General features: G+C 54.7%; 12 protein-coding genes and 1 pseudogene. 6 read left to right on the top strand and 7 right to left on the bottom strand.

What is annotated here, in order from left to right; all coding sequences use genetic code 11:
• Window positions 1-9: 9 nt before the first annotated feature.
• The 4 genes from KTE_RS05270 (at window position 10) to KTE_RS05285 (ending at window position 10,019) form a co-directional block, all read left to right on the top strand.
• Window positions 10-1,191 (top strand): hypothetical protein, encoded by a 1,182-nt coding sequence (locus tag KTE_RS05270; RefSeq protein ID WP_374226799.1) that lies wholly within the window; start codon window positions 10-12, stop codon window positions 1,189-1,191.
• Between the two features lie 118 nt (window positions 1,192-1,309).
• Window positions 1,310-6,409, top strand: coding sequence for a hypothetical protein (locus KTE_RS05275; protein ID WP_201379269.1), 5,100 nt, complete (start codon window positions 1,310-1,312; stop codon window positions 6,407-6,409).
• A 461-nt stretch (window positions 6,410-6,870) separates the two neighbouring features.
• The gene (locus KTE_RS05280) at window positions 6,871-7,701 is read left to right on the top strand and encodes a hypothetical protein (protein WP_201379271.1); all 831 of its coding nucleotides are present in this window, start codon (window positions 6,871-6,873) and stop codon (window positions 7,699-7,701) included.
• A gap of 266 nt (window positions 7,702-7,967) precedes the next feature.
• Window positions 7,968-10,019, top strand: coding sequence for a S9 family peptidase (locus tag KTE_RS05285; RefSeq protein WP_201379274.1), 2,052 nt, complete (start codon window positions 7,968-7,970; stop codon window positions 10,017-10,019).
• A 78-nt stretch (window positions 10,020-10,097) separates the two neighbouring features.
• On the opposite strand, the gene KTE_RS05290 is transcribed toward KTE_RS05285, so the two are convergent.
• The 7 genes and pseudogenes from KTE_RS05290 to bcp form a co-directional block, all read right to left on the bottom strand.
• Window positions 10,098-11,291 carry an MFS transporter gene (locus tag KTE_RS05290; RefSeq protein ID WP_201379276.1) on the bottom strand — a complete coding sequence of 398 codons (1,194 nt, stop codon included), beginning with the start codon at window positions 11,289-11,291 and terminating at the stop codon, window positions 10,098-10,100.
• 44 nt (window positions 11,292-11,335) lie between these two features.
• Window positions 11,336-12,487, bottom strand: coding sequence for an SMP-30/gluconolactonase/LRE family protein (locus KTE_RS05295; protein ID WP_201379278.1), 1,152 nt, complete (start codon window positions 12,485-12,487; stop codon window positions 11,336-11,338).
• Window positions 12,474-13,970, bottom strand: coding sequence for a tRNA (N(6)-L-threonylcarbamoyladenosine(37)-C(2))-methylthiotransferase MtaB (gene mtaB, locus KTE_RS05300; protein WP_201379280.1), 1,497 nt, complete (start codon window positions 13,968-13,970; stop codon window positions 12,474-12,476). Before mtaB ends, KTE_RS05295 begins: the two co-directional genes overlap by 14 nt.
• Window positions 13,971-14,175: 205 nt before the next feature.
• The gene (locus KTE_RS05305) at window positions 14,176-14,832 is read right to left on the bottom strand and encodes a DUF2085 domain-containing protein (protein WP_201379282.1); all 657 of its coding nucleotides are present in this window, start codon (window positions 14,830-14,832) and stop codon (window positions 14,176-14,178) included.
• A gap of 36 nt (window positions 14,833-14,868) precedes the next feature.
• Window positions 14,869-15,129: a glutaredoxin family protein gene (locus tag KTE_RS05310; protein ID WP_201379284.1), complete on the bottom strand. Its 261-nt coding sequence runs from the start codon at window positions 15,127-15,129 to the stop codon at window positions 14,869-14,871.
• A 243-nt stretch (window positions 15,130-15,372) separates the two neighbouring features.
• A pseudogene (locus KTE_RS05315) lies at window positions 15,373-15,717 on the bottom strand (peroxiredoxin); the annotation flags it as partial.
• A 32-nt stretch (window positions 15,718-15,749) separates the two neighbouring features.
• The gene (gene bcp, locus KTE_RS05320; RefSeq protein WP_201379286.1) at window positions 15,750-16,247 is read right to left on the bottom strand and encodes a thioredoxin-dependent thiol peroxidase; all 498 of its coding nucleotides are present in this window, start codon (window positions 16,245-16,247) and stop codon (window positions 15,750-15,752) included.
• 633 nt (window positions 16,248-16,880) lie between these two features.
• Between bcp and KTE_RS05325 the strand changes: the two genes are divergently transcribed.
• Together KTE_RS05325 and KTE_RS05330 are read left to right on the top strand one after the other, a co-directional pair.
• Entirely contained in the window at window positions 16,881-18,416 is a 1,536-nt protein-coding gene (locus tag KTE_RS05325; protein WP_201379288.1) for a zinc ribbon domain-containing protein, read from the top strand.
• 66 nt (window positions 18,417-18,482) lie between these two features.
• Window positions 18,483-19,826, top strand: a complete 1,344-nt coding sequence (locus KTE_RS05330; RefSeq protein ID WP_201379290.1) for a hypothetical protein — start codon at window positions 18,483-18,485, stop codon at window positions 19,824-19,826.
• Window positions 19,827-19,881 lie beyond the last annotated feature (55 nt).

Genomic DNA, 19,881 nt, shown 5'->3' on the forward strand with positions numbered 1-19,881 from the left:
ACAATTTTGATGATGGTATGGGAGGAGAAGATGGAGGCACAGCAACTCAATAGAACGCTTACCAAGGCGCAGATCCTGGCGTTTCTGGGACTGGATCATAAGCTCAAAGAATCTAAGGAACAGGTAATGGAGCGTCTTATGAAGCTGATCGATGAGGATGCTACAGCATGGCAACATTTGCTAGAAATGTATCCGGAGGAACTGGCGGTTGAGCCGGTAGAGGCGCAAACACTGCTTCAATGCACGCTTCTTGAGCGCCGCCGTTGGATTGAGGAAGGCAAACTACCAGTGCTCACCCATCGCCAATTTAGAAAAGCCGGACGTACACTTGACTACCCGGTGCATGACCGCCGCATGATTCTGGCAATCACCCAGGAGGATGTAGCAAAATGGCGAGGCGAGCATACTACTCGCACAAAGCAAAATCGGCATGCGGGATCACAAAAGAGCGCCGAGAGCCGCAAGGAACATCAACGCCTGCGGAAAGAACAGCAAGATGCCTGGCAGGCTTTAATAATGCAATGGCAGAGCCATGGATCATCCGGGCTTGTTGCGACTCTGGAGCTGGCATACTGGACCGTCTGGAGTTCCCGCTGGGCCAAGGAGAACCAGCTCAAAAGCAGACGTGCCACCAAATATGCAACACGCTACCTGGAACAGAAAAATACCTGGTACCAACACAAAAATAAGGCTATGCGCCTGCTTGCTCAAACACCATATGCGCGCCTCTCTTTTTATCGCCCACCAGAACCTCATAAAATCTCGCTGCACCTCTGCGAAACTCATTATGAAGAGAAAAGAGAGGGATATTACGAGAGCATCTGGGAGTACTTGAGCTTGAACACACAGGAGGTCAAAGCTTGCCCGCGTTGTCTCTACGCCGAAGAGAAGGATTACTACTCGCTCTACTTGCTAGAGATTCAGACCGAGGCTATTCCAGATCTCGTCTTCTCTTTCCATATGCCCTATCCACTAGGCCAGAAGCATTTCCCAGCTCCTAGCACGCTACCGCGTGTGGCTCATGTTGAGCAAGAAGGCTTCTTTCGCTTTGGGCGCACATTGTATGAAGCTGAGAAGATTACGCATCGGGAAAAAGATGTGCAGACGCGCTTTGAAGAGGCACTATCCAGACTTCAGGCATACTATCCAGCCCCAGGTACGGAAAATGGGACAAATGACACTCAGCAGTAGCGTTTACTGAACGTACAATGCTTCTTAATGTAATCATGTACTCATTGATCTTGTTTTTTCGATATCAAGGCTATGGTTTTTCTTGTAAAGAGGGAGACATAGCAAAAGAGAGGGAGATATGCCTACTATTGCACAGTGGTGTGCTGGCTGCAAGCTACCCATCTATGGCAGCCCTCCGGGAGAGGAATGCCCTCGTTGCCAGTATCCAGTCGAGCTAGAGAAAGAGAAGAGCTTTCTTAGAAGATCGATTCAGGACCTGGTGCGGGTTGCCACCTACCAGCATAGGAACATCACCGTAGGGCAACTGATCGTGCAACACCAGGCTCGACTTAATACGCTTCAGCAGATACGCCTGGAGATACCAGCACCAATGCCGTTGACTCCGCCCGCGCCAGCTATGAGCGCATCTGTCGTGAGTGAAAAGCAGGTGCCTACACGTCCTATCAGCGCACCTGTAGATCATATACACAATGGTATGCCATCAGTAGAGCCAACACGAGTCGTCCAGCCTGGGCCAGCACAAAGCCCAATAGGTCCAGTCGTGTCTGTGACAGCAAAAACAAGTCAGCCGGAGGAGGCCAACCCAGAGCCTCAGGTCGTGGCACGATCTCCACGCCAGATGTTCTCGTTGCGGACCTTCTTTGAGGACCAGACTATCAATATTGTGGCTTCGCTGGGTGCGTTTCTTCTACTCACGGGGTCGCTCAACTTTATCGCTACAACTCCGGATCTGTTGAAATCATTTATTGTAATGCTCCTGGTGCATATGGTCTTTGGCGCCACCGGGATTGTAACACGCAGGTTCGATAGTTTTCGGGTCGTCTCGATTATCTACACCGCCATCTTTGCCTTGCTTATTCCCCTGGTCAGCTTCTCTGCGTACCGCCTGGCGTCTGGAAGCCTGGTGACATTTTCACCCGCGGCACTGGTAGCCATAGTTACGGCATATGCGGCAATAGCGTACGGATCGCTCGCGGTCTATCAGCGCTTTAGCATCTTTAGCTACCTCTCGCTGGCGGCGCTGAGCATAGCTGATGTCGCGACCCTCAACGCCTTTCACCTGGCCTTGCCCTGGCTCTTTTGTGGGCCAATGCTGTTAGCACTTGGAGCGATGCTCTGTCTTCCCCCCGATAAGAATAGCGCAAGCATCTTTGATGGAAGGCTGGCGGTCTTGCACGACCCACTACGCGTCTGCATGTACCTCTGGGTAGGCATCTGCGCGCTGGGAGCCCTTTTGACTATAGCGATAGCGCTCTCATCTGAATACACCATTCTGCCCGGCGTCTCCAACCTGAAGGAGAAGATTGCGCTCTGTGGACAGATCGCGTTGCTTTTAGGTTGGTGCGCGGGTATGGCCTGGCGAACACGCAAAACATATTGGGTCACGGGAACGTGCTACCTGTTTATCGTCCTGGCGCTCACCATCGCCTTTGCCTGCTCACTACGCCCGGCTGGCTACGCTGTCGTACTTATTAGCGTGGCCGCCTACTATCACATACTGCTGCGCTTCGCGCCTTCGCTCATGCGCCAGTTCAGAACGCAGGGTCTGGAGAAACAACTGGAAGGCATAGGCTTGACACTGATAGCGCTTTCTCCCCTGGTCGGTGAAGCAAGCATGCCCCTACGTGTGTTCCTTAAGACCTTTACTCATAACGACTGGTTGCCTCTTCACACTCCCACGGCTATGATAGATAGCTTCGCGACCCTGGTGGTTTGCATCCTTGGTTTACTCCTCACGCTCAGTAGCGTCCAATTGCATACCAAGTTGCAGCGTCAACTGGCTCCTGCTCAGGCACGCTGGTGCTGGCTTCTCCTTCTCTGCGGGTTCTTACTCTACTGGCTCTGCGGAGAGACTCTGCTGCTCAGCTCGCTTCATCCCACCTGGCTATTCCTGAGCGTCACGCTGCTGCTTACCGCCCTGGGCTTTCAGGCACGCGCGAAATATAGCCAGGCATGGAGCAACCCCATTGAGCTTGTCGCCCTCACTGGCATGGGCCTGACGTTGTTTTTCGCCCTCTCGCAAACGACAGCCATTCAGCTCAGCCTGCTACTGGGATTCGAAGTGATCAGCTATGGGCTTGCTATCGCGCAGCGGCGTCCTGGCCTTCTGGCACTGTCAATGGTATTGGGCATCCTGGCAATAGGACCGCTCTTTGACTACATTCCGTTCTTCTTTAGCCTCTGCCTGGTCCTACCTGTGCTCGCAGCGGGGATCTCGCGCCAGTTTGCGCAACGCTGGCCTCGTAGAGTCGAGACAAGATACCAGCGCATCACCTGGGAATGGCCTGCCCTCTTCCAGGGGTTGCTGTATGGCCTCCTCTATGCGAGCATGGAAGGTTTACAGACGCTCTCTGGGGCAACAACGGGCGTGCTCGCCGAGAACCTGCAGCCTATCGCGGTACCTATTCTCCTGGAACTGGCACTCCTGGCCGCGGCCTGGTATATCGGTGCGATCCTGGCACGCAGGCCCTTATGGCTGATTGTTTCCGCGCTCTTTGCGGGCTTAGCCATCTGCCTGCCCAGTAATAGTTTCTTGTTCCTGGCGTGGCTTGCTCCAACGAGCATTCTCGTCGCGCTCGGTGCTCGCATGCGCTTTGGGAGAGTTTGGAGTACGCCACTGGCAATAAGCGCCCTTCTGGCGACACTGATGGTTGGCATTAGTGGAAGTGTTCATCATGAAGTGACGCTCGCCACCTGGGTTCTGCTCCTGTGTGCCTCACTCTACTATGTAGCAGGCCTTATCAGCCAGGAGCCAGCCGTGACTGGCCTCACACCAGCTACCTTAGTCCTGCTTATCGCGTGCTCGTTTGCAAACTTCTCCTTGCTGACATGGATAGCGCCGATCAGCATTCTGCTTATGCTGGGCGCGCACCTCTGGCTTGGGCGCACCTATAGTATTGCCCTGGGCATAACCGCGCTGATAGCGACCATCACGCTAGGAGTACTGGGAACCTGCAGCGGCAACCAGGCGACATTACACGCGACCTTCTGGCTACTCCTGCTCTGCGCGACCTTCTTCTATAGCGCAGGTCTGCTCAGCAAGGAGCATGAGGTTACCTGGCTCGCGGTGCTTTTCGCGGCGTGGAGCCTCTTCCTTCCCGCCAATACCTTTAACATGATCGTCTGGATCGCGCCACTCGGCATACTACTGGCACTGGGAATACATCTTCTCATGGGAAGAGCGCAGGCCCTGCCAATGTTCGTGATAGCTGTCCTGGCAACGTTCGATATAGGGCTGATGGGAACAATGAGTGGGAATTCTACTACTCTGCTCGCAACCTTCTGGCTGCTCCTGCTCTGTGCCGCACTCTACTATATCGCGGGTCTGCTCAGCAAGGAGCATGAGGTTACCTGGCTCGCTGGCATATGCACAATCTGGGCCTTCTGTCTCCCCATCAATACCTTTGCCATTCTCACCTCGCTTGCGCCCACCAGTATTCTCCTCGCGCTCGGTATCCGCTTGTGGCGTGGGCCACGCCAGGCGCTGGCGCTCACAGTTTGCGCGAATGTTGCTACTATCGCGCTGGGCGTGCAGGGCGCCATCTATGGTGAAATGGCAAGCGCGAGCTGGGTTCTCTTGCTCTGCGCGCAACTCTTCTACGTCGGTGGACTGGTAAGCGAAGATCCATTCTTTACATGGCTGGCACCTGTGTACACGACCTGGTCGGTATATTACGCGGGCGCGCTGGGTGATCTCTATCGTCCTGTGCTGATCGCGCTAACCTTTGCCCTGCTAGGAAGCGTCAGCAAGTATATAGCCTTCTTTCGCGGTGGGGAAAGAGACGAGAAGCGTGACTGGTGGCACAACTATAGCTTGCCACTCTATGCCACTGCCCTGGCTTCAGCCCTGTTGACAGGAATCTATGGCTCGCTCTCAAACGTCAACTTTCCTTTCTATGCCGCCGTGCCAGATATCCTCATCGTGTACGCGCTCGTCACCTATGGTGTCCTGCTTAATGAGCGCAAGGCGCCGACACGCTGGCAGGCACTGGTGTTTGCTTTTGCGGCCTGGGGCCTGCTCCTGGCAACCAGGGTACTCACATGCGATCCCGTCGCCCAGGCATGCTCGGCACAGCAGGTGCAGCAGCAAAGCACATACCTATTCGTTCTTACCCTGGGCCTGGGATGTGTGGGATTGCTCGTGGGACGCCTGGTAGCGTTCTTTGCCAGAGGAGGCAAGAAGCAAGAGAGGGAGACCCAGTTTCTGGTCTTGCCCTGGAATGCCTCCTGGTACCTCGCCAGCCTACTTGGGGTGCTGCTTATGTTTGGCTGGCAGATGCAGATTACGCAACATCACTATGTGGGTCTTCCCTCAGGCATGCTGGTGACACTGCTCGCCTTGAGCCTCGTTGTGATGCTGGTGGAACGCATGCCAGAACTTGTGCTTCTCTCCAGCGCCCTGTCCCTATGGACCATCTCCACTCTACCCTTCACAAATTGGCAGGCTGCGCTAGCGTATAGCGCTCTCAATATGCTCATCTTTGCCTCACAATGGCTCTGGCACAGGCTACGCCCACGCACGCATTGGCTCCCCACATCTGGGCTTGCCACAATCGTCAGTCTCATGGGGCAAGTCCTGGTGGTTGGCAGCGTGATTATGCAGGGAGGGTTAAGCAGCAGCATACCAGTTCTGGCCCACACCGGCGCCTTCACGCTCCTGGTCCTGTCTATACTCATCGCGACCTGTGGCTATACGCAAAGGAGGACAAACTGGCAACGCTGGGCTTACTACAGCTCTTGTCTACTTGGTAGCCTGGCTCTATCGTGGGAATTGCTGGCGCTTCAGCAAACGCAGTTTGATGTGCTCACCCTACCACCAGCGACAGCTCTTATTCTGATCGCAGCATTCTTGCAACGGGATGAAGGTCTGCCACAACAGCGAGCGGGCGCGCAGTTGTGTGCGCTGGCTGGCACGGCCCTCCTGCTCCTCCCCACGCTCTGGCTCAGCTTCCAAGGGTCGGAGCTGGCGCCCACGCTGCTCCTGGGAGGAGAGGCTCTGGTGCTACTGCTGGTGGGTATCGGAACCCATATCCGCGTGTTTGTGCTCAGTGGAGCGGGCCTGGTAGTAATCGCGGCTATGCACGCGCTCTTCCTGCCCTCACTCGGCCTGCCATCCTCGCTCGCCCTGGCCATTATGGGACTCAGCTTGTTAATCCTGGCAACGGCCTTAAGCCTGACCCGCCACCGCTTGCGCTCCGCCTGGACGCAGTGGCAGTAAACAAAAGATAGACATGGTATGTGGTGGGGAGAAATGCGGCGCATTTCTCCCCACCACATACCATGTCTGCGCCAATAATTATCGCCTGGGTAAGTTATAAATTTTTCAAAAGCGAAAATAGCTTTAGAATTTGTGAATAATCCGATTCAGTACTAAAAAAAGGCAAAATATGTACTGCTAGTTGTATTATTTCGCGCCTGTTGTGATATGATGGGACAGGATAGAAGAATCACAACCTGGAGAGTTTGTTGGTGCCAAGTAAGGGAAATAGCGCCAGGGTGAGTTGGCGAGGACGGCTATTTACAAACCTATTTCTTACCAATACATATACCCCAGAGAACAGGGGTATGTACTCTCTTGCCTAAAAAATACACGAGCAGAAGCAATACGTGCAAAGAGCCAGGAACGGCGGAACATATGGAAGATGCAGCCGGGTTCATTCTGCTATCGAGGAGGAAGACATGGATCTATCGTTGCGGTTGGACACCTTGGGATTAGTGGAAGTGAGATACTTGCGGGGCCGCGAACGTTACCGGGACTGGCCCCAATTTGAGTTACTCGCAGCGTCAAGACAGGCAAGAATCTTAGCCTACTTTCCTCGCGAGGTGGCCGAACAACTGCACCAACAAATTCTCATGGTCGAGGCAGCCGTAGGCCTGGAAAGTGAGGAGGAGACGGAGCATGAGGAAGGCGAGGGCCAGGAGGTGGGTGTGGCTCACGAAGGAGAAACAAAGACCAGCGAAAAAGATGGTTCTACATTCTCCCCCGCCTTCGCCCAGGCACTCAAACAACTCAATGAGCTTGCACGCCAGCGCTTACCAGAAGCAGGCATCCCCGGCAACCAGACCAGCGGAGATCTCTCGCAAGAGATAGATGCTCTCGGGGATGATGATGACGCGTTAGAACAACTGCAAGACGCCTTTAGCCAGATGATGGAAGTTGTACGCGAACTGGCCGAAGAGATTTCTACTGACGCGCTCAAGTTAACGGGACGCTTCAAGTGTGCACGCACCAACATTGAGTTCATTCCTCGCCCTCACACCAGCGAAGACAGTGATGATGACGATGATGACGATGAGGAAGAGCTTGAAATCGATACCAGCAGCGGTGTCATCGACATCGAGGTTGAACTGGTAATGGTGCTTCAGCTCTTTGAAGAGGGGCGCGCACGCCCTGACGATCTGCCCGCGGTAGAGCTTCAGCTCGATGTAGACGATTTTGAACGCCTACACGAAACGCTCGATTTCGCTATGGAGCGTGAGCGCCGAGGCCGCCGCCGCCCCAAGGCTTGAGGTAGTTTCACGCACCTGCTGTACACACCTCAAAACGTACAGCAGGTGCGTCCCCTGGACGCATCACCCCTATCCACTATCAAAAAAACATTCTCATACATCAATATATCTACAGAGGCTTTTTAGGCTGTGCACTGAAATGAACTATCAAGGGACCGGCACATGCTACACTAGAACTAACAGTCCAGTCACAACGCGTGGGAGTACTACTGCGCACCATTACCCTTGAAAATGGTTAATGTATTGCTACCGGAAAGGCAGAAGCTATGGCACGGAACATCACCATTGAAGACCTCTATCGTATGCAGTTTATCGATAGGCCGCGCATCTCCCCAGATGGCAAACAGGTCGCCTATGTCGTGACGCGCATCGACGACAAGAAGCATGCCTATCGTTCCAGCATCTGGATCAGTCCCACCGAGGGTGGAGAGGCGCGCCGCTTTACCCAGGAGACCGAGTTGACCAGTGCACCAACCTGGTCGCCCGATGGGCGCTGGCTGGCCTTTGTCGCCAAGCGTGAGAGCAGCGATCAGCCTCCCACGACGGAGAAGAAAGAGCAGAAGAAGCTTGGTAAGGATAAGCCCCAGATCTGGATCATGCCCACCGATGGCGGCGAGGCACGCCAGCTTACCTTCATGGAGCATGGCGCCTCATCCCCCGCCTGGTCACCCGATGGCCAGCACTTGCTCTTCAGCGCACAGGTCGGGCCTGCTGATGAGGAGGAGACGGAAGACGGCAAGGCTCTGCCCAAAGTGCATGTGATAGACCAGCTCTGGTATCGCCTGGATGGCGTTGGCTTTATTTATGAGCGCCGCGCGCATCTCTTCCTGATCCCACGCGAGGGCGGAGAGCCACAGCAGTTGACGGATGGCGATTGGAACGATGGCGATGCTGCCTGGTCACCTGATGGAAAGCAGATCGCCTTCACCTCTGACCGCAACGAGGAGCGCTGGCGCCTTCCTGGAGCAGATGTCTATGTGCTCGCGCTTCAGGATAACAAGGTTGTGGGTGAGCCACGCGTCCTGACCGATGGCAGCATGGGATGTTCCTCACCCTCCTGGTCAGCCGATGGGCAGCAGATCGCCTTTATCGCGTCAAAGAAAGTTGGTTCGGCAGGGCATGCCTATCTCTACACCATCGCCGCCAGCGCAGAGAAAGGCGAGCCGAAGAACCTGACGCCCGAGTTTGAGGGAACGGCCCTCGAATTCACCAATAGCGACGTTGGCGACGAGCATCTGATGCCGCAGCCTGCCTGGTCAGCTGATGGCAAGACGCTCTATGTCCTCTCCTCGCGCCGGGGCGCCTCGCGTATCTATGCCATCTCCACCACCAATGGCGCGGGCAAAGAGCCACCGACGGTCACCCCTGGTAATGTGCATGTACGCGACTTTAGCATCGATCACAGCAAGCAAACCTTCGCGATGAATGTTGCCGACGCCACGCACCCACAGGAGATCTTCGTACGCTCAGCCGAGACCAATGGCGAACTGCGCAAGATTACCGGCTTCAACGATGCCCTGCTCAATGAGCTCCAGCTGGCAACGCCAGAGCACTTCACCTATGAGGGGGCTGATGGCTGGCCTATGGATGGCTGGGTCTTAAAGCCGCACAACTTTGATCCCTCAAAGAAGTATCCCCTGGTCCTGGAGATTCATGGCGGGCCGCAAACGCAGTATGGCTATGGCTTCTTCCACGAGATGCAGCTTCTCGTCGCCGAGGGGTATGTCGTCCTCTATACCAATCCTCGCGGTAGCTGCGGCTATGGCTTTGAGTTCGCGCATGCTGTACGCGGGGCCTGGGGCGAGAAGGATCCCATCGATATCATGAACGGCGTCGCCGAGGTTGTGCAGCGCGGCTATATCGACACTGAGCGCATGGGCGTTACTGGGGGCAGCTATGGCGGCTTTATGACCAACTGGCTGATCAGCCACAACAACCGCTTTAAGGTCGCGATCACCGACCGCTGCGTCAGCAACATGGCGACCATGTTTGGCACAAGCGATATCGGCTGGGATCTGAGCTATGACAACCTGGATACCACGCCCTGGGAGGACCTGGAGAAGTATATGAATATGTCGCCCATCAAGTATGTGCAGAATATTCGTACGCCGCTCCTCATCATCCACAGCGACCAGGACCTGCGCTGTAACATCGAGCAGGGGGAACAGCTCTTCGCCGCGCTCAAATATATGGGACGCGAAGTGCGACTGGTACGCTTTGAAGGGCAGAGCCACGGTCTCTCGCGTGGGGGGCATCCACGCTCACGCCAGGAGCGCCTGCGCCACATCCAGAGCTGGTTCGCGAAGTACCTTCAATAGCAGTCCTCAGGAATAGAAGGAGCGCGTCCTGGCATGCCAGGACGCGCTCCTTCTATTCCTGAGGGGTTTATCAAAATCTTATGCATCATGGGATACGGATCCAATGTTCCAAGCAAGAGCAACAGCTAAAAGACCAATACCACCTACAATACTCCAGCAAAGCAGCGGTGAATAGGAGAGTAATACTCCACCAAGAACTGGTCCGAGAGCAAACCCCAGGCCTGTCGCAATCCATAGGAAGCTCATATAAGTTCCTCGCTGCTCAACTGGTGCGAGATCAGCTCCAATCGTATCGTAAGGAGGCGAGAAAAGCATGTTTCCAAAGACAAAAGCAAGAAGCGGGAGTGCCAACCAGTAAGGCCCAGCAACCAGGCTACATGTTCCCGCCGCGAGAGCTAAGATAAGACTTCCCAGCGCCATAACGCGGCCAGATTGAACACGCTGAAAGAAAGCAGTCAAAGGAACTTCCAGGAGAATCACTAAAAAGCTTCCTGCCGCCATCAACCCACCATAGAACGCTGGACTTCCACCCAGCTTCGTAAGATACACAGCAAAGGTTGTTGTTTGCTGGCTCAAAACCATAGTGGTGAAGAAACCTACAAGCCAGATGCGACGAAATGCCCGGTCTCTAAAAGGCGCGAACAGAGCCAGAGATGGACGCGATGCCTGAACTTTTGGCAGAGGAGACACGGGACGAGGAAAGAGGAGAAGCATGAAGAGTGCAAAGAGCAACGTTGTCCCTGCATCTGCGCCAAAGAGGGGAAGGAAAGCCTGAGAGGCGATAAGTCCACCAATCGACGCACTCACCATGCTCCCAACATTTATTGCCAGACGTAACACAGAGATGGCCTGCCGCCGCTGCTTCTGTGAGACCAGGTCCATCACTAACATACCAGCAAGAGGCCGCTGAGCTTCACTGGCGATGCTCCAGAATAGCACCATTCCTGCTAACCAGAGAAGAGAGGAGAGAAAAGGAATAGTCAGCAAAAAGCATGCAGACACGGAGAGGCTGGCGACAAAGATAAATTTACGCGACAAACGGTCGGCGAGAAGGCTCATCAGAAGCGAGGCCAGAATACCTCCTAGCCCTGGAAGGGCCACGATCAGTCCGACGACCTGGGGCGCAAGATGGCGTTCAGATGTGAGATAGATAGCAAGAAAAGGGAGAACAAGCATTCCCACACGATTGAGTAACGTTCCGCCCCATAAGAACCAGAAAGCTTGAGGGAAGCCCAGGACGGTTTTTCTCAAGCCAGCAAGAGGTGAAAGCATCACATTTGTCTTTCTAATCCGACCAAAATAATGAATTATGTACGCTATCCTAATTGATAGGAGCCTATTTTGTCACTGGCACTCTCAGTAAACCAGAGTTGCGTGTTGTCGCTGGAGAGGGCGAGACCGAGCGGATAGGCACCGCTCGTTGGAAGCGGCGTGAAGGTGAGCGCATGCGACTTCGCGTCGAGACGGGCCAGGGCGTTCTCAGAAGGCACGCTCATCCAGACATCGCCGTTGCTCAGCGCCACGACATCATAGACCGTCCCATCCGTCTCCTGACTCTTCTTCGAGGAGACCGGGTACGAGGTAAAGCGTGTGCTGGCTGGCTCAAACTTCAACAACTGGAGCTTGTTGAAGCCGGTAGCCCAGATATTGCCCTGGCGGTCGCTGGTGACCTGCATCAAGTAGAGTTGAGGATCTGGCAGAGGGTAGAGCTGCACCTTGCCACTGGCGGGATCGAGGCGCGCAAGCTGGGCGGAGCTCGATAATGTTATCCAGATCATGCCCTGGCGGTCCAGCGCCAGGCCGTAGGGATTGAGCTTCTGCACGCTGGGCTGAGCAGAGAGCGGATACTGCTGGACCTCGCCCGTTTTCGGATTTAGCATGCCAACGGAGTCGGCATTCAACTCGGTAAACCAGGCGTTGCCATGGGCGTCGAAGACGATCTCGTTGGGGGCCGAAGAGAGAGTCAACTTCTTCTGCGCATCCTGGGGATCGGGAATGCTCAAGGTCGGCAGATGGTAGTTTTTAAACTGTCCCGAGCGGGGATCGTAGTGTCCGATAAAGTTGCCGTACTCCTCGGCGAACCAGATCGTATCGTCGGGAGCAACCGTGACCCCCATCAGACCACCCGCACTCTCGGGCGGCGTCATTTGTTGAAGAGAGCGCGTTCGGGAATCAAGGACCGCCAGGTAGCCACGCGACATCTCGGAGAACCAGACATGGCCCTGTGAGTCGACAGCGGGCCGCATCAGACCACTATGAGCTCGGGGCATCGTATATTCACGAAAACGTCCCGAGGTAGAGAGGGTCAGGGGCGGAGCATCCTGCGTCCCGTTACTGCTACCTGCCTGGTTATCCTGGGTAAAATTGCTACAGGCAGGCAGCAACCATAAGAGCAGGCAGAACAAGGGTAGCAGCCATGTCAGCCGTCGAGCTTGTTGAGTATAGGGCAGGCCTTTAGTGCGCCACATATGCGCCATGGATGCCATCATCAACCAGATGCGAGAGACGCGCAGTGACCAGCTTATGCTGCCAGGCACTCTCGGGATTGGGGAGATCATGCAGTTCAACACGCAGGTAGTTATCTGTGAGACCCTCCCAGTAACCGTGCTTGGACTGCTCGATCAGCACATCCACGGTCTGGCCCAGGAACTGCTGGCGGAACTGACGGCTATGTTCCTCATTCAGGGTAAGCAGGCGAGCACTACGCTCCTTCTTGACCACATCCTTAATCTGTCCACGCATGCGTGCGGCTGCGGTTCCCTGGCGGGCGGAGAAGCGGAAGACATGCGTCTTGGCGAACTCCAGCTCTTGCGCAAGCTGATAGGTCAGCTCAAAGTCCTCGTCAGTCTCGCCAGGGAAGCCCGTAATGATATCGGTACTGATGGCCACACCCGGGATGCGCTGCTTGGCGGTCAGAATGATCTCACGATAGCGGGCGCTGTTATAGCGGCGAGCCATGCGACGCAGGATGGTATCGGAGCCGCTCTGCATGGGCAGGTGGAAGTGGCGACACATACGCGGGTCCTGCCAGAGGTCCAGCCACTCCAGGCGGAAATCCTCAGGCTCCAGTGAAGAGACACGGATGCGGGGCATATCGGTCTCACGCAGAAGGGTCGCGATCAGGTCACCCAGATCCTTCTGCTCATCCCCGGCGGGATGGTAGTCGCCCAGGTGAATACCAGTCAGCACGATCTCCTGGTAGCCCGCGCGCGCCTTGCGCTGCACATGCTCCACGACAGAGGCGATGGTCCGGCTGCGCGAGTTGCCACGTACGTAGGGAACGATGCAGTAGGTACAGCGATTATTACAGCCGTCCTGGACCTTCATCTGCACACGGGTACGCGAGAAGATGCGCGCGTTGGCCTGTTCCGTGGTCTGCGTATTATCCGTAAAGGGCGAGAGGCTGGAGGGATTTTCAGGCGCTGGCTCAGGCTCTGCCGGTAGGAAGTCCAGGGCATTATCGCTCCCGATATGCTGCGTATCCAGCGGCAGGACGGGCAGAGCGCGGCGCGCAGACGTCTCATCTATAGGAGGAGTGGGCACCTCTGGCTCTTCTGGCTCTACAGAAGCAACCTGGCTTGTCATGGACTCATAGCGCTGCTTAATGGTCTCGACCAGCGAGTCTTTGCCGGTGTTGCCAATCACCATATCGACGCCGGGGAGCGCGGCCACGCCCTGCGGATTCAACTCGGCATAACAGCCGGTGACCACGAGAAAGGCATCTGGATGGCGGCGCTGGGCCTGTGCGATAAGCTGGCGCGAGCTGCGGTCGCCCAGATGCGTCACAGTGCAGGTGTTGACAATATAGATATCGGCGGCCTCGTCAAAGTCACGCTGAATAAAGCCAGCAGTGCTCATCTGCTCGCCAATGGCCTCGCTATCGGCCTGATTTACCTTACAGCCAAGCGTCGTAACGGCGAATGTGGTTTCTTGTGTTGTGTGCTCAGACATCTTTACTACTATCTTCCACGCGCTCTTTACGTTATGCAGGAGGTTTTGTCTTTAGAAAATGATTGGTGTCTGTGCATGATTATAGCGCATTATACTTTGCTTGGGTAGTATGTATAACTCACGAAGAGCAATGCCCTGGTCTTTGCGAGCGCAGCTCGCAAAGACCAGGGCATTGCTCTTCGTGAGTTATTACCCCTCTCTCCTTTTACGCATTCTGAGAAGAGGCTTGGACCGTGCTCTCCTGGCCCGGTATTCTAGTGGGATAGGGAGGGGCTACGGGCAGGGTGAGGCTCTTTTGCATCATGGGGAGAGCGAACCAGACATTGCCGAGGCCAAAGAGCGTGCCTGTCAGCAGACGGAGTTGCCAGGTGCTTTCGCGTAGACCGAACATCTGCGTTAGCCCATCCCAGGCGATGGGGAGCATCAGGATCACCCAGAACCACCAGGGAATGCCGGGTATGCGCTTCTTGGAGAGGGTAAAGATCAGGCTGCCAATGAACATCGAGGTATAGATTGAAAAGTTGCGTGCGCACATGCCAAGCTGATGACCAAAAATGTAGAAGGAGTGCGAGGGAATCTGTGCGCAGACAAGGTGCAGCGTGTAGAAAATGGGCTTAGAGAGGACATCCAGTCCCAGGTAGGAGAGGAAGGGAACAGAGATGGCAGCAAAAACAAGTATTCCCAGACCGACGGTAACAATCGTCGCCCAGTGCTCAGTGAGAAAATCTCCCATCTTATTAGAGAAGTCCGACAGGGATTGAATGATACGCGGCTGCTTGCGAGCTGGTCGGGAAAGCTGGCCCGGCCTCAATGGTAGCTGCTGTTTACCGCGCCCAGTTGTATGCAGAGAAGATGTTGCCATGATGCTTTAACCTTCGCTTGCCCTTCTTCTATAACGCTACACGCCAAAGGCGCTCGCCAGTGTCTCATACTCTATACGCCCCTCGGCGAGAATAGTTTCATCACGTACCACAACGGGGATACGGTAGCGATACGCCTCAAAGAGCGCCATATCGCTACGAATATCGACCTCGTCTAATAGGAACTCGACCTCGGACGCGATCTCATCTAATATGTCGCGGGCCTCATCACAGAGATGGCAGCCTGCTTTTGTATAGAGTATGATTTTCGGCAAGGCCTGGGGTAATGCTTCGCTCAAAAATCCGCTTCCTTTCCCGCACATCTGCTAGCTTCGCTATTAATCATACTACGCCCTCTGCAAGAAGGCAATGCCATGAGACAAGCAGTTCATGTCTATCTTTCGCGCCTGCGGCGCTCAAGGAGTGAGGTGTGTGCGTGGGAAACAGGGCATGCCCTGTTTCCCACGCACACACCTCACTCTAAAGACAAGTGTAAGGAGCCAAGGCTAGACAAGTGTAAGGAGCCAAGGCTGGCAGCATGTTTAGAGCTGGAGGGCTTCCACTGCCTCGAGCACTTCGTTGGCGTGATTGTCGGGCTTTACCTTGGGCCAGATCTTGCGAATGACGCCTTCTTTATCGATCAAGAAGGTGGCGCGCTCGACGCCCATGTATTTCTTGCCGTACATGCTCTTCTCTTTATAGACATCATAGCTTTGGGCTACCTGGGTCTCGGTGTCAGAGAGCAGTGGGAAGGGCAGGCCGAACTTCTCAGCAAACTTCTGATGTGACTTCACGTTATCCTTGCTGATGCCCAGGACCACAACTCCACGCTGTTGCAGCAGATGGTTGGCATCGCGGAACGAGCAAGCTTCCACAGTACAGCCTGGAGTATCGTCTTCCTGGTTATTTCATAGCCCGATTAAAGTCCTAAGGATTCGATAGCATCCAAAACCTCTTGGGCATGGCCGTCTGCCTTGACTTTGTGCCAGATCTTGCGCACAATTCCCTCTTTATCAATGAGGAAGGTTTCACGGTTGACACCCATGTATTTTTTGCCATACATGTTCTTTTCTTTCCACACGCCATAGAGCTGTGAGACCTTGGTGTCAGCATCAGCGAGCAGTGGGAAGGACAAACTGTACTTTTCCGCAAACTTCTGATGCGATGAAAGATCATCGGCACTTACACCAAGCACCACAGCGCCGCGTCTCTGCATTTCGTGATTAGCGTCCCGAAACGAGCACGCTTCGGCAGTACAGCCCGGCGTATTATCTTTTGGATAGAAATAAAGCACCGTAACGTGATTTTTCAGGGTGCTTAGTTGTACCTGGCCGTCTTTTACGACGTCGTCATTGCCGATGGCAGGAAGGGTAAAATCAGGAGCAGGTTGTAACTCCTTAACCTCTGTATTACTCATAGCGACCTCAATTCAAAGCAAAATCAAAACTATGGTTAGTGTACCACAATAAAAGGCAGCCTCACCACGGAGACAGCCTGGAGAGCCGGTTTTGAGATTGTCCCGCTAGTCCATAGTTCCAGGGGTTTCTCATGTAAATTCATGCCACATGAGCACCCCGTTGTCAAGCGAGATGTATTGATGCAACCTTATGCAGATAACTTTATTCCGGTGATACCTGTACTGAACGAGCCAGTACACACCGAGGCACGGCAGTTCTGTACCGACCCGACATGCGACTGCCACGACAACCCCGCATTGATCGACCCCGTAAATTAGCAGTACCTGGATGGCTTGATGTCACCATAGGCACGGAGGGCAGCCCCATTGGGGTGACGCTGTACGGCACGAAAGACGACCGTTTCAGTAAGCCGCCGCCGGAGGTGACGAAGTGACCACCTTAGAGCTTCCCTTTGACAGGAGAGGGCTTTAGCCCGCCGCAAGCCACGGTTCTTTAGACCGTGGTGAGGCGTATTATTGGGCTTGAGCCCTTGTCAGGCCTAGCACGAATAGAACACATGTTTGACAATTTCAGATCAGCAGAGTATCCTCTACGAGAGAGAGCACATATTTTGTGAGAGGAGGTACTGAAACATGGCAAAAGCCACGAAAACCATCAGGCAGGCGTTGCACTATCCGCCGCAGTATGCTGCCTACTTCGCGGCAAACCAGGTCCTCTTCAATCGTGTCGTCGCTTTTTATTTCGACTGTATCCAGGCACACGAAGGTCTTCTTGCCCTCAAAAATAAGCAGGCCCTCACGGCCCTGGAGCAACTCACGCATGCAACGGGTGCGAACCCCCATCCGATCATGCCACTCACCGACCTCGCGCCAGATATTCCGGCGATGTTCAGACGTGCCGCCATCAATGCGGCCCTTGGTTCGGCCCGCGCATTTTCCTCCTCGCTCAAAACATGGCGAGCACGAAAGCAGAAACACGAAGCCAAACAAACGCGATCGGGAGGGAAGCAGAAGCCATTCAAGGAGCGACCTCCAGTCCCACCCCGATCATGGAACAAGTCAGTTCCCTTCTACGCAAGCCTCTGGCGTGAGCGTCATAGGCATGGTATCGTGCTCAAAGTCTGGACCGGCTCGTGCTGGTCCTGGCTCAAAGTCCACCTCCTGGGTCGCGATCTCTCCGATGGGTACGCGATGGGCAGTCCACAGCTTGTTCGCAAGGGGGATCGCTGGTGGTTACATACTCCCATTGAAAAGACCTTCGAGGCTCCCGCAAAGAGCGCAGAGCAACTCACCACCGCCCAGACACGTCTCTGCGCGGTGGATCTCAATCTCGACAAGCATCTCGCTGTGTGCAGCATCCAGACAGGTGACGGCACCATCCTGGCTACTTCCTTCATCGGAAATGGCGCAGCGGTATCGGGCTGTAGGAAACACCTGCTTGGACGCATTGCACGCAACCGATCACAGACTGGTCTCATCGCGGAAAACGAACAGGACAATGCCGATCTCTGGGCGAAGATCAGGCATGTGGACGAACAGATCGCGCACCTGGTGAGCGCTCGCATTGTCCTGTTCGCGAGCGAGCACAAGGCGAGCATCCTGGTCTTCGAGCATCTAGGCAACCTGCGCCCGCAAAAAGGGAGGTATTCGCGCCGCAGCAACCTGAAACGCGCATACTGGATGAAAGGGCGCATCTTCAAGTACGCAAAGTACAAAGCCTGGCATGCAGGCGGTATCATCACGTGCCGCGTCAATCCGCGCAATACGAGTCGGGAATGCCATCGCTGTCACGCGCCTGTCATTCGCTACAATGAGGGGGAGCCGGTTGAGGGATACACGCCCGGCGCCGCGCTCTGTCTGTGCTCACAATGCCAGATGCGCGATCATGCCGACAGAAATGCCAGTTTGAGAATCGGACAACGTTTGATCGAACGTATGCAAGAACCTTTGAAGGAAAAGCCTCATGCTCGTTCGCAACGTGCGAAGAGGGAGTCGAAAGACTCAGGTGTTGGGATCTCCCAGGATGCCAAACGCCAGATGGGACCATCTCTCCCTGCGGCCAGGCGTGGAGATCATGCCAACGGGCATGGCACCGCCCGGGGGAGAAGGCGCCGGATGGGCGCGCCTCTCCCAGATATTGCGTCCCAACTACGGGTTCACTTTGAGTAGCGGCTACGCCACCTGTCTCACGAACCCGACTACGGCACAGTGTCAGAAGCTGCTCGGCTTTAGCCGATGCGGAGTGTCACACCAATCAACATCTGGTCTACTGACGCGACACGCACGCCCTGGCTGGGCTTTGGCATTGAATGGGATGCCGAAACTAACGATATTCAACCACTTCAACTCTCACAGACACAATGGGACATGCTCTATACCCGTCTTGATTATATGCGCCCGGCATGGATACGCAGCATGATCGATGTTCAATGGTTTTGTCCAGAAGGGGTTGTAGGACGCTATTCCTTCAATTCGTCCAGTATGCTAGCCTGGTACCCTATTCTCGATTATGCACGGGCGCACAATATTCCGCTCACCATGGGAACATGGGATCTGAAGCCCTGGGATTACCATACAAACCAGTATGCCACTGCCCTGAGCGATTTACTCCACTACCTGATCCATGAACGTGGGTACAACAATATTCGCTATACCAACGGCGTCAATGAACCCGATACCAAACTTCCTTCATTTCAAGATTGGGAAGCCTTCAATCAGCAGTTATACACCGCCCTGGAGCACCATCAACTCACAAACGAGGTAGAGATCATTGGTCCAGATACCGCAAATACCAACGGCTGGATTACCAATAGTACGCTCCCTTCGAACAAGCAAACTGGAGCGTATGAATGGCATAACTATGTCAGAACCTGTTGTGACATTCAGCATGGGCAGGTTGAAAGCATATTCCGTCCAATCGTGGAGCGCTTCAAGAGCGCTGATCCAGCGCAACAAAAACTGCTCCTCCTGGGCGAGATGGGATGGGGTTATCAGAGTGGCCCCGGCGACAACCAGCACCAGGTAAAGACGTATCAATATGGATTGGAGATGGCTGATTACGCCATACAATTGGCTCGAGCCGGTATGTCTGGAGGCGCCGCCTGGAATCTGGACGATGCCATGCACAACAAAGTCTGGGGCATGTGGAATATCAGCACAGAGCCACTACCACGCCCCTGGTTCTACTCCTGGTCATTGCTCAGCCGCTATCTCCGACCAGGTGCGACGATTTACCATCCAGAACAACCTATGGCTGTGCGCCTGCTGGCGGCAGAGATGTCGAGTGCAGCCAATCCGGCACGCCACTACTGGACACTCATGCTTCTCAATCGCCAGGCCACAACCCAGGCCTTCGCACTCAAGCTGCCAGAGAACACCCAACAAGACATCTTTCACCAATACGTCTACAGTGATAAAACACGTTTGAGCGACGCCTCACAACTTCCGCTACCCGTAGCTGCAAGCAGACAGCAAAAAAATGGAGAACTAATAACCCAGGTGCCGGCCAACTCCCTGGTCATGCTCACAAGCCTGGATACAGGGCCGGACTACAATGATCCCACCAACCCGAGTATATAAAGCCAAAAACAGGTGTGAGGAGATTGGCGGAGTATGTCCGCCAATCTCCTCACAC

Origin of the sequence: Ktedonobacter sp. SOSP1-85, assembly GCF_016587415.1 — a bacterium.
In the GTDB taxonomy this organism is placed as follows: domain Bacteria; phylum Chloroflexota; class Ktedonobacteria; order Ktedonobacterales; family Ktedonobacteraceae; genus Ktedonobacter.